Source organism: Variovorax sp. P4_D9 (genome assembly GCF_056401695.1).
Genome location: NZ_JBFUIU010000025.1, coordinates 19,038 through 29,834 on the forward strand (window position 1 = coordinate 19,038; position 10,797 = coordinate 29,834).

Genomic DNA, 10,797 nt, shown 5'->3' on the forward strand with positions numbered 1-10,797 from the left:
GCAGATGTGTCCTGGCGGCACCGATGCCGGCGATGCGTGCCTGTCCGATGCCCAGATCGCTACTTTCAACGGCGCTTATGCCCCGACAGTGTTGCCTTTTGCAGTGGCCAACGGACTGACAACCTATCCGGGCCGACAGTTCGGCGGCGAAATCCAGCCTGGCGAGGGGATCCAACGCTGGGTCAGCGACGGCAAGAGCCCAGGCATCGACTCGGTCACGACGGAAGCCAGAGGGGTGGTGTACGGCGTCAGCTACGCACGCAATGTCATCGCGCGGGACCCGAGCCTGGACGCTCGCCAGTTTGAGGCTGCTGCCTACCGCGCGCGCATCCAGCAGGTGTCGGCGATGATGGACGCGACGGACCCTGATCTGAGCGCCTTTCTCCGGCGTGGTGGAAGGCTGATCATTCGGGAGAACACGGGCGACATGGCTCAGAGCCCGTTGGCCGGCGTCCAGTACTACGAGAGCGTGATTGCACGCATGGGGCCGAGCAATGTGGAACGCTTTGTGCGGTTGTACGTATCGCCGGCATCGTCTCACGGTGGCACTGCCGCAGCTTGACCACAGGCATTCCGGTCCCGACAAGCGCCGACTTGCTGACGACGCTGGATGAATGGACGACGGGCACAAGAACGCGGACGACGCACTGATCCAGGTACGTAATGACACGGTTCCGCCTTACCGGACGATCGCGTCGAGACCGATGTGTCGCTATCCGAACTATCCACAGTTCGTATCGGGAGATGCGCTCAAGGCTGAGAGTTTTCGGTGCGCCGGCCCGTGAGGCCGAGTTTCACACCGGCCCTATTCCTTAAGTGCAGTCGTCGCGATGCCGCATGCACGCTACGATTCTCCCGCGCCAGCAACGGGCGCAGAGAGGTTGGCATGGCAACAGATCACGGTGGTGCGGTGGGCGGTCGATCAGCCAGCAATGGCTGGTGGCCCTGGCCGCAGAACTGGACCTGGCCGACGCTCGCGCCGCGGTCGCTCAATCAGCCGATCAACACCGGATTTTCGGTCGGCAGCCTCGTCAGCGTGACCCATGTGAACTCGTCGGCGCCAGACGTCGAGCGCAAGGTGTTGCAGGAGCACAGCTATGGACGCCAGATCGGTCGGCTGCTCGACGCGGTGTCGCTTCTCGTGGATCGCCTACCCGAAGACGTGAAGCACGATGACCGCATCGTCGCCCTCGAGGAACTCATTCAGGACGTCCAGGAGATCAAGGATGCCGCGCGCAAACCCAGGCTGCAGCGGCTCGAATACCAGATCGATGCACTGAAGCGCGACGACTCGAAGGCCTACGAGGCGCTGCGCAAGAAGTTGATGCTTGAAGATTCCGCACCCCCTCGAGTCAGACGCCGCGCCATTCCGCGTTAGCCAGGCGGTCGGTAGCGCTCGAGGAAGCGATCGCATCCAGCGCAGTGACTACCGCTGAGCGCCGAACCCGGCCGCCTCGATGTATCGAGATAGGACCTTGGTCGTATTCCCTTCCGGCATGGAGAGGCGAATACTCGCACGGGCGTTGACAGCGCGTCAGTTCTCGGGATCCCATCGTGTTCATTCCACAAAAGCGGAGAAGGCAATGAAATCAACCAAATTCGTCCTGGCGCTGTGCGCCGCGGTGGTGGCGGCGGGCTGCGTCACCAAGCAGACCTACAACACCGAGGTGCAGAAGGCCAACACCTACGCGGCGCTCAACCAGAAGCTCTCGGGCGAGTTGAGCAGCGACCAGGCCCAGATCACGCAGCTGCAGAACGAGCTCAAGGTGACGATGGTCAACGAGATCCTCTTCCCCGAAGGCGGCTGGACGCTCAGCCCCAAGGGCGAACAGACGCTGGGCAAAATTGCGCCTACGCTCGCCGACCTGAAGGGCCAGCAGATCGTCGTTCAAGGGTTCACCGACAACGTGCCGATCGGCCCGGAGCTTCGGTCTCGTTTCCCGTCCAACCTCGAGCTGTCGTCGGCAAGGGCTGACAACGTGGCGCGCTTCCTCAGCTCGAAGGGCGTGCCGCAAAACTCGATCTCGGCGCAGGGCTTCGGCGACGCGCGTCCGGTGGCGAGCAACGACACGCCGCAGGGAAAGGCCAAGAACCGCCGCGTCGAGATCGTGATCTCGGCGGCCGGTCGGCCGTAAGGCGTTGTTCAAACGCGGCTCACTCGCCCAGGTAGCCGATCCCGTGTGGGCCAACAGCCTGCCGAACGCAAGGCAGGCGCAAGCACTTTGAGCGAGTAGACATGCCATTCGGATTTCGACCGTCAGCCGCGCGCCTGGGCATTGCCGTCGGCATGGCACTGCTCGCTGCCGCCGGCACGCGCCGAGATGAGCGCCGAGGAACTCGCCAAGCTGGCGCAGAACCCGGTCGGCAATAGCGACGTCCGCTGTGGCGGCGCCTTGATGACGACCGACAGGCCTTTCCAGGACACTTCATGAAACCGCGCAAGTTCACCCCGTCCTCTCTCGCCTGCCTCGCGCTGGCAGCAGCCCTCGTCTCCGGCTGCGCCGCGCCCGGCTCGGGCAACGCAGGCATCACCGCGTCCGACGACAGGGCCAAGGTCTCCAACGTCGGCTTCCTGACGGAGCCCGGCAAGCTGAAGGTCCAGGCCGCCAACGGCGGTTTCCTCTGCTGGCGGCAAGCCGGCATCGACTGGAAACGCTACGACAAGGTGATGATCGAGCGCATCCAGGTCTACGTCACGCCGGCCAGCGAGCAGAGCCCGATCGATCCGACCGACCTCAAGACCCTGCTCGACTACTTCCACAGCGCGCTGGTCAAGAACCTGTCGCCCGAGGTGCAGCTGGTCAACGCCCCCGGCCCCGGCGTGCTGCGCGTCAGGCTGGCCCTGACCTCGCTGGTGCCGACCAACACGCTGGCCAGCATGGCCGGCACCGCGGTGCCCTACGGCTTCGTCGCCGAGATGGGTTCGGGCGCGGCCACGGGGCGCCCGGTCGGCTCGACGCCGTATCTGGGCAAGACCGGGCTCGAGGCGCAGTTCCGCGACGGCGCGACCGGTGCGGTGCTGGCCGAATGCGCCGATACCCAGATCGGGCTCAAGTACGCGGCCGACCTCGATAAGGGCGCCACCACGGCGGCAGAAGCCTGGATGAACGGCTACGTCAGCTCCTTCACCAGCTGGAGCTACGCGCAGGACGCCTTCAACAAATGGTCGTCGGCCTTCGCCCGGAGGTTCGCCGAGCTGCGGGCCCAGTCGCCGCAGTGACGAGGCCACCGGCTTCAAGTTCTAATCGACCGCATGACCACTGAAACTTCTTCATCGATCGAGGCCGTCGCAGCGCCGATCCCCACGCCGCTGTCGTATGCCGGTGTTGCGCGACGGGGCTATCGCCGAGCGGTCATTGACCGCTAGGGAGACCAAGCTGGCCGGCTGCATACTGGATATTCGCGCTGACGTATGACGTTGGGCTGTGGATGCGCCAGACTGGTGATTGGCGCCTCACGGTGCAGGCACAACCGAGTACCTCAATGCCCAACGCGAAGACTCCTCATATCGACAGACTGCGAGCCCTGCCGAAGGCAGAAGTCCATGCCCATCTCGAAGGCTGCTTCGAATCGAGCGTTCTCGCGCAATGGGCCACGCAGGCGGGCGTGRCCATGCCCAGACCTCTCGAACGCTTGTTCGAGTTCGAAGGCTTGGCGGACTTCCTGCATTTCCTCGACTGGGCTTGTGGCCTGGCGTCGACCCGCGACCGGCTGGCCGAACTGAGCTACGGCTTCAGCAAGCGGCTCGCCGATTGCGGCGCAGGCTACGCGGATGTGATCGTCAACCCGACTCACTGGAGGGCGTGGCACGGTCGTCTGCCCGACATGATCGACGCCATCGATGCCGGCTTCTCCGCCGCAGAACAAGACGGGCTTCCGCCGGTGGGCCTGTGTGTCAGCCTGTTGCGCACACAATCGTCGGGCGCCGCGGCCGAACTGGTCGACACGCTCGTGGCTCTGCGGCATCCGCGCGTCGTGGCGCTCTCGATCGACGGCAACGAGGCTGCAGCCGGTCGCACCGGCCCACGTTTCGCCGAGGCGTTCCGCCGCGCAGGTGCGGCAGGGATTCGCCGCACCGTGCATGCCGGCGAGTCCAGTGGCCCCGAGGGCGTGCGGGACGCCATCGAACTGCTCGGTGCCGATCGCATCGATCATGGCGTGCGAGCGATCGAGGACGCCGGGCTGGTCGAACTGCTGGTCGATCGGCAGATACCCCTGGGCATATGTCCGACTTCCAATCTGAAGTTGGGTGTCTACCCCTCCATCGAGGATCACCCGATCGATCGCCTGCGCCGTGCCGGCGTCGCCGTGTCCATCAATACCGATGATCCAGTCTTGCTTGGAACAAGTCTGGTGAGCGAATACGCTTTGTGCAGCAAGGCGTTTGGTTGGTCGGATGACGACCTTCGTGCGCTGGCACGCACTTCGATCGATGCTAGCTTCGCCAACACCGACGTCAAGGCAAGGCTTATCCAGGCGCTGTCGAGTTGGTAAATCGCCCAACGATGCAGCACTCAGTGGGTTAGCGGACGACGGTGGGACCGAATGCGGTGTCGATGACCTGGGTGTGAGACTTCGCCTTCAGGTCTTCGTCGTCGCGGCCAGTCGCCGCGTACTCGACGCGCTCGATGTCCTCGGCCTGCGCCTCGTCGAGTGCTCGATGCAGAGGGTCTGCGCCGTGGGCCTTCGGCAGCATGACGTAGACAGCGGAGAGCACGGCAGTCGCGATGAGTGCCAGCACGACCCACACGATCAGCTTCTCGTAGACGGAAGAAATGATCAGTACATGACGTAGATTCACATGGTTCTCCCGCGCATCGCTGCGATTGGCATCTGTCACGCTTCGACAATGAAGCTGTCGGACACTAGACCGTCATCGTTCGCGGATCGATCGTTTCGCCAGCGCGCTGCAGCCAAGCCCCGCGCGAACGGTTGACGAACGACGGCTCGGCCCGCGGCTCTGACTGCGCCCGGGGCTCGCGTTCTCCCCGTGGCCAGGTGGCTCCCGCTGGCCGAGGCCTACCTCGCTGCGAGCGTGTTCCTCATCTTCATGCCGCCGCTGTTGACGAAGATGCTGATTGCGTGCCGCGGACCACGACGAGTCGCTGCGACGGTTCGCGCTGGCTGCGCGCCATCGGGACGAGCAGCGTCAACATCACGCCGAGGATGGCCAAGCCCGCGAGGATGTAGAAGATGGCGTTCAAGGCAAAGCCACCGCTGATGAGGAAGCCGCCCAGAAGCGGCCCCCCCACGCCACCCATCCGGCCGAATCCCGCGCACCATGCCACGCCTGCGCCGCGTACATTGGTCCGGTAGTAGTTCGCGACGAAACCGTAGATCAGGGTCTGCGTTCCGCTCGTGCCCAGACCGACGACTGCGATGGCCGCCAGCCGAACGGAGAGCGGTAGTTCGAGCGTCAGAAGCGCAATCGCCGCAGCGCCGATGGCGAAGCAGGCCGCGACGACGATCTTCGGTCCGAACCGGTCTGCGACGCGCGAACCCAGCAGCGCACCCACCACCGCGCCACCGTTCAACACCAGCAGGAACGACAGCGAGCCCTTTGCATCGAAGCCGGCCCGCAGCATCAGTTCGGGCAGCCAGGTATTGAGCGAATAGACGAGCAGCAGACCCGTCGCGCTCATCAAGCCGAGCATCAACGTCGGCACGAGGTAGCCGGACCCGAAAAGTCCGGCGAATCCGGCCTTGTCCTCAGCCACCGGCTGGGCCAGGATCACCGCCGCGGGCTCCGGAGAGGGAACGGCCACGCCGGTGCGCAACGAGATCGCGTGTGCTTCGTCGAACCGTCCGCGCGCGGCGAGCCACGCAACAGACTCCGGCATCCTGAAGTACGCCAGCGGCAACAGCGTGATCACCGGCAATGCGCCGATCAGGAACATKCCGCGCCAGCCGATGATCGGCAACAGCAGGATCGCCAGGCCCGCAGCGAGCAGGCTGCCCAGCGGTACGCCGGAGTAGACGATCGCGTTGCACAAGTTCTTCTTGCCTTTGGGCGCGTACTCGGCAACCAGCGCGCCAGTCGTGGCCACCAGTGCGCCTACGCCCAGGCCGGTGACGAAGCGCATCAGGCCGAACAGCGTCGTGCTCGTCGACAGCGCCGTGATGCCCATGCCGATCGAAAACCAGGCGTAGGCGAACAGCATCACCTTGCGGCGGCCGAGGATGTCGCCGACGCTGCCCGCGAGCAGCGCGCCCACGAGCACGCCGATCAGCGCATAGCTGCCCAGCGCGCCGGCGATGCTCGGCGTCACCGATCCGATCTGCGACCCATCACGAAGGAAGGTGGACACGACGGTGCCATAGACGACCAAGTCATAGCCGTCGAAGATCAATCCCACCGTGGCCAGGGCCACGATCCAGATCACCGTGCGAAGGTGCCGGGTGTCGAGTCCGGCTTGTGCTGCTGGTTTCATTGTTGTCTCCTGTTTTGAAAGCGGTGCCGCGCGAGCGGCGTCGGCTGACGCCGATGTCACTCGGCGGGGCCAATGTTCAGCACGATCTCGCCAACGCCGGCAACGCAGCCATCGATCCGGTCGCCTGGGTTCACCGCGCCCACGCCTTCGGGCGTACCCGTGAAGATCAGGTCGCCAGGCTGCAAGTGGTAGAACTTCGACAGGTCGGCGATCAGCTCCGGGATGTTCCAGATCAGTTTGTCGAGATCCGACTTCTGACGCGGCTGGCCATTGACGCTCATCACGAGGTCCCCGTGGTCGAGCACGGTGCCTTGCATCGGTACGATCTCGGAGACGACCGAGCCTTGCTCGATGTCCTTGCCCAGATCCCAGGGACGGCCCTTCTCGCGGGCGACGAGCTGCAGGTCGCGGCGCGTCATGTCCAGGCCGCATGCATAGCCGTAGATCAGCGCAGGCGCGTCGGCTTCGGTCACCCGAAAGCCGGGCGCACCGATCGCGAGCACCAGCTCCATCTCGTAGTGATAACTCTGCGTGCCGGGTGGGTAGGCGACGGTCGCGCCCGACTGCACCAGCGTCGACGGCGACTTGGTGAAATAGAACGGCACCTCGATCGACTTGTCGACCGGGCGTCCCATCTCGACCGCGTGGGCGTGGTAGTTGCGGCCGACGAAGAAAAGCCGATTGATCGGCAGCCGTTCAGAGCGGCCGCGCACCGGCRGGGAGTAGACGGGGGGCGGGGTCCAGAGGTAGGTGGCTTGGGTCATGAGGTTCTGTCAGTTTGAGAGGGTCAGCCGCGGTTCTCGAAGACGCCGAGCTTCTGATGCAGCGGCGTCTCGTCGGCGCTGAAGAGGAAGGCCGGCGAGCCGGCGGACGGATTGCTCAAGGTGATGCTGCTGTAGCCCGGGGCGCAGCAGGTATCGGCTTGGCCGAGCGTGAACGACTGGTCTTCGACCCTCACCTGCGCGGCGCCTTCGATCAGGTGGAACACCATTGCCGGCGAGCGGATGGGAAGTTGCAGCGTCTGGCCCGGACGCAGCATCAGTGCGTAGAAGCCGAGGATGTTCTGGGCGTGGCCTCCCGTTTCGGGATTGCTGTAGGTGAGCTGCACCGCGTCGAGCTCGGGTTGATCGGCGGCCAGCGACACCAGCGCCGCGCGCGCGTCTGCCCAGGGGTAGCGCAGCATCGGATAGCGCCGGGACGAATGCTGAAAGACCGTGGTCGGCAACAGCCCGCCATGCCCATAGCGACGCTCGCCATTCCCCGGCTTGACGGATTGACGGTCGCCGTCGACGTGGTAGCTCGCTTCCATGTAGTAGACGGAGCGGCAGGTCGAGCACGTCGAGCCAGACGACCGGCGCGGTGCCGTCGTGGCCGTGTTCGTGCCACAGGCCCGTGGGGGTCAGGATCAGGTCGCCGCGCTGCATCGGGCACTTCTCGCCGTCGACCGTCGACCACGCGCCCTCGCCCTCGACGACCATGCGCACCGCGTTCGGCGTGTGGCGGTGCGACGGCGCCCACTCGCCGGGCAGCAGCAACTGCATGCCAAGGTACATCGCGGCGCTGGCCTGCATCTTCTCGAGGCCGTGGCCGGGGTTGGCCAACACCAGCACGCGGCGCTCCGCCTTCTCGATCGGCGTCAGTTCGCCGGCCTTCATCAGCAGCGGCCGAAGGGCTTCGTACGACCAATGGGTCGCGCGGGTGTTGCGGCTCGGCTTGGCCGGCGGCAGCACTGCGCGCAGGTTGGGCCAGAGCGGCACCAGGTTCTGTGTCTTCAGCGCCGCGACATAGTCGGCGGGCAGGTCTTCGAGGCGTGCGAGTTCGTTCATTGTGGTTCCCGGCAGTTTGTGGTCAGGCCGCGAGACAGTTGTCAGCCTTCCAGCCGTACAACCACTCCATCGCGTCGTAGTAGCGCTCCGGCGAACGGTCCTTCCAGAGTTCGTTGCGCACCAGGCGCTCGACACCCTTGGCGTGGAAGATGCGTCCCATCTCGCGCGCCGACAGCACGACCCGCGCGGTGCGCGCCACCCGGGAGCGCTGGTAGTGCGCGAAGGCGTGGGCGAAGTCGTTGTCGTGCACACGCAGCGCTTCGCCCAGCGTCACGGCGTCTTCCATCGCCATGCAGGCGCCCTGCGCGAGGTATTGCAAGGTCGGGTGCGCGGCGTCGCCGAGCAGCGCGACGCGGCCGAAAGTCCACTGGCCGATGGGCTCACGGTCGGCGGTGGCCCAGCGCTTCCACTCCTTCGGCAGATCGATCAGCTGACGTGCCTTGGCGCAGATGCCGTCGAAGTAGCTCAGCACCTCGGCGCGATCGCCTTCGCGCACGCTCCACTCTTCCTGCTCCCGGCTGTGGAAGGTGACGACGACGTTGTACTGCTCGCCACCACGCAACGGGTAGTGCACCAGGTGGCAATTCGGCCCCACCCAGATGCTGGCGGCGTTCCACTGCAGATCGGCCGGAAAATCCTTCTTGTCGACGACCGCGCGATAGACCACGTGTCCGGAGACCCGCGCCTCGTCGGCCACGTATTGACGGCGCACCGCCGACTTCACGCCATCCGCGCCGATCAGCGCCAGACCTCGATGCAGGTTGCCCTTCGAGTCGTGCACCAGGACGCTGACTTCGTCCTGCTCGACACGCTGCACCGTGGTCGAGGTCAGCACCTCGACGCGGTCGGTCTCCTGCGCGCCTTCGAGCAGCGACGTGTGAACGTCGGCCCGGTGGATCACCGCATACGGATTGCCGAAGCGTTCGCGGAAGGCGGCGCCGGTGGGGATGCGGCCCACCAGCGCCTCGTCGAGCGCGTCGTGCATGACCATCTCGTCGGTGTAGACCGCGCGGGCACGGGCCTTCTCGCCGACGCCCAGCGCGTCGAGCGCGGCGAAGGCGTTCGGGCCGAACTGGATGCCGGCACCGATCTCGCCGAGCTGCGGGGCTTGCTCGAGCACCTTGACCGAAAAGCCTCGGCGCACCAGGGCCAGGGCAACGGCAACGCCGCCGATACCGCCGCCTGCAACGAGGACCGGGAGGGACGCAGAGGATGTCTTCATGGGGTGTCCTGTCTCTAAGATGTATATGTGCACTGATCATCAGTACACTGATAATAAGTGTAGGGGTATAATTTTGCTTTGTGATAGGTACAAACCCTAGGGAAGAAATTGCGATGACGACGAAGTTGCCTATCGACGGGCTGGAGGACCTGCCCGGCCACTACATCCGACGACTCCAGCAAATCGCGGTCGGCATCTTTCTGGATGAGGCGGGGGACGTGAATCTCACGCCGGTGCAGTTCGCTCTGCTGTTTGCCGCGTCGAAGCAGCCGGGACTGGATCAGCGCACGCTGGCGGGCAGGATCGGGCTGGACACCTCGACCATCGGCGCGGTGGTCGACCGGCTCGAGAGGCGGGAACTGATCGAGCGCAATGTCTCACCGGATGACAAACGCGTGCGCCTGTTGAGCGTCACGCCGGCGGGAAAGAAATTGGTGCAAAGCGTGATGCCCGCGATGCTGCGAGCGCAGGACCGCATGCTGGCGCCCCTGCCCCAAGCCGACCGGTCGGCATTCATGGCGATGGTCAAGCGCATCGTCGAAGAGAACAACGCGTGGAGCCGGGCGGCGAAAGACGCTGGCTGAGATCGAGCGCGGAGGAGTGCTCTGAGCCGCTCGCTCAGCGGTAAGAACGGAAGAACGACCGCAGCTCGTCCACAAAGAGTTCCGGTTGCTCGAAGGCCGCGAAGTGACCGCCCCTCGGCATTTCGTTCCAGTGGGCAATGTTCCTGAAGCGCGGCTCCATCCAGGTCCGTACCGGGGTGATGATCTCCTTGGGAAACACAGCCACACCCGTCGGCACATCGATCGGAAGCGGCTTGCCGCCCTTCCCGAAGCTTTCCCAGTAGAGCCTGGCCGAGGACGTCGCCGACGCCGTCACCCAGTACAGCATGACGTTGTCCAGCAGTTCGTCGCGGCTGAGGATGTTCTCGGGATGGCCATCGCAGTCGGTCCAGGCCCAGAACTTTTCCAGGATCCATGCCGCTTGCCCGGCGGGCGAGTCGCTCAAGCCATAGCCCAGCGTCTGGGGGCGGGTTGCCTGTTGTATCGAGTAGCCCGACTCCCATCGGCGATAGTGTTCCAGGCCATTCAAGGCCCGCTGCTCCTGCGCCGTGGGTTCGCCCGCGACCAGTGGCTTCGAGCCCATGGCCAGCGTGACGTGAATGCAGGCGCAATGCGCTGGATCGAGCGCACCGATCCAGGCGGTCACGGCAGACCCCCAATCGCCGCCCTGGGCGCCGTAGCGGGCGTAGCCAAGGCGGGCCATCAGCGCCATCCAAGCCTGCGCGATGCGCTGCTCTCCCCAGCCGGTCGTCTTT

The 10,797-nt window shown here is 65.2% G+C and carries 12 protein-coding genes and 1 pseudogene; 6 read left to right on the plus strand and 7 right to left on the minus strand.

What is annotated here, in order from left to right:
- The first annotated feature begins 4 nt into the window (after positions 1-4).
- The 3 genes from AC1DY5_RS04880 (at position 5) to AC1DY5_RS04890 (ending at position 2,135) form a co-directional block, all read left to right on the plus strand.
- A complete protein-coding gene (locus AC1DY5_RS04880) occupies positions 5-562 on the plus strand; it encodes a tannase/feruloyl esterase family alpha/beta hydrolase (RefSeq protein WP_478109173.1) in 558 nt (185 codons plus the stop codon).
- Positions 563-769: 207 nt separating this feature from the next.
- On the plus strand, positions 770-1,378 hold the full coding sequence (locus AC1DY5_RS04885) for a hypothetical protein (RefSeq protein WP_478109175.1): 609 nt from the start codon (positions 770-772) through the stop codon (positions 1,376-1,378).
- A 205-nt stretch (positions 1,379-1,583) separates the two neighbouring features.
- Positions 1,584-2,135, plus strand: a complete 552-nt coding sequence (locus AC1DY5_RS04890) for an OmpA/MotB family protein (protein ID WP_478109177.1) — start codon at positions 1,584-1,586, stop codon at positions 2,133-2,135.
- A gap of 122 nt (positions 2,136-2,257) precedes the next feature.
- On the opposite strand, the gene AC1DY5_RS04895 is transcribed toward AC1DY5_RS04890, so the two are convergent.
- Positions 2,258-2,425 carry a hypothetical protein gene (locus AC1DY5_RS04895; protein WP_478109179.1) on the minus strand — a complete coding sequence of 56 codons (168 nt, stop codon included), beginning with the start codon at positions 2,423-2,425 and terminating at the stop codon, positions 2,258-2,260.
- Positions 2,426-2,428: 3 nt separating this feature from the next.
- On the opposite strand from AC1DY5_RS04895, the gene AC1DY5_RS04900 reads away from it, so the two are divergent.
- Positions 2,429-3,220, plus strand: coding sequence for a DUF3313 domain-containing protein (locus AC1DY5_RS04900; RefSeq protein ID WP_478109181.1), 792 nt, complete (start codon positions 2,429-2,431; stop codon positions 3,218-3,220).
- A gap of 263 nt (positions 3,221-3,483) precedes the next feature.
- Positions 3,484-4,494, plus strand: coding sequence for an adenosine deaminase (add, locus tag AC1DY5_RS04905; protein ID WP_478109184.1), 1,011 nt, complete (start codon positions 3,484-3,486; stop codon positions 4,492-4,494).
- Between the two features lie 28 nt (positions 4,495-4,522).
- Here add and AC1DY5_RS04910 read toward each other — a convergent pair whose 3' ends face one another.
- From AC1DY5_RS04910 to AC1DY5_RS04930, 5 genes and pseudogenes are all read right to left on the minus strand, one after another.
- On the minus strand, positions 4,523-4,801 hold the full coding sequence (locus tag AC1DY5_RS04910) for a hypothetical protein (protein ID WP_478109186.1): 279 nt from the start codon (positions 4,799-4,801) through the stop codon (positions 4,523-4,525).
- A 247-nt stretch (positions 4,802-5,048) separates the two neighbouring features.
- Complete coding sequence (locus AC1DY5_RS04915; RefSeq protein ID WP_478109188.1) at positions 5,049-6,431, minus strand: MFS transporter; 1,383 nt, start codon at positions 6,429-6,431, stop codon at positions 5,049-5,051.
- A gap of 56 nt (positions 6,432-6,487) precedes the next feature.
- Positions 6,488-7,195 (minus strand): fumarylacetoacetate hydrolase family protein, encoded by a 708-nt coding sequence (locus tag AC1DY5_RS04920; protein ID WP_478109190.1) that lies wholly within the window; start codon positions 7,193-7,195, stop codon positions 6,488-6,490.
- A 23-nt stretch (positions 7,196-7,218) separates the two neighbouring features.
- Positions 7,219-8,257 (minus strand): annotated as a pseudogene (locus AC1DY5_RS04925) (cupin domain-containing protein).
- Between the two features lie 22 nt (positions 8,258-8,279).
- Complete coding sequence (locus tag AC1DY5_RS04930; RefSeq protein ID WP_478109193.1) at positions 8,280-9,479, minus strand: 3-hydroxybenzoate 6-monooxygenase; 1,200 nt, start codon at positions 9,477-9,479, stop codon at positions 8,280-8,282.
- Positions 9,480-9,592: 113 nt separating this feature from the next.
- On the opposite strand from AC1DY5_RS04930, the gene AC1DY5_RS04935 reads away from it, so the two are divergent.
- Positions 9,593-10,063 carry a MarR family winged helix-turn-helix transcriptional regulator gene (locus tag AC1DY5_RS04935; RefSeq protein ID WP_478109195.1) on the plus strand — a complete coding sequence of 157 codons (471 nt, stop codon included), beginning with the start codon at positions 9,593-9,595 and terminating at the stop codon, positions 10,061-10,063.
- 34 nt (positions 10,064-10,097) lie between these two features.
- On the opposite strand, the gene AC1DY5_RS04940 is transcribed toward AC1DY5_RS04935, so the two are convergent.
- Positions 10,098-10,797 (minus strand): alpha/beta fold hydrolase (locus tag AC1DY5_RS04940; RefSeq protein WP_478109197.1); only part of this gene is annotated, 700 nt, incomplete at its 5' end.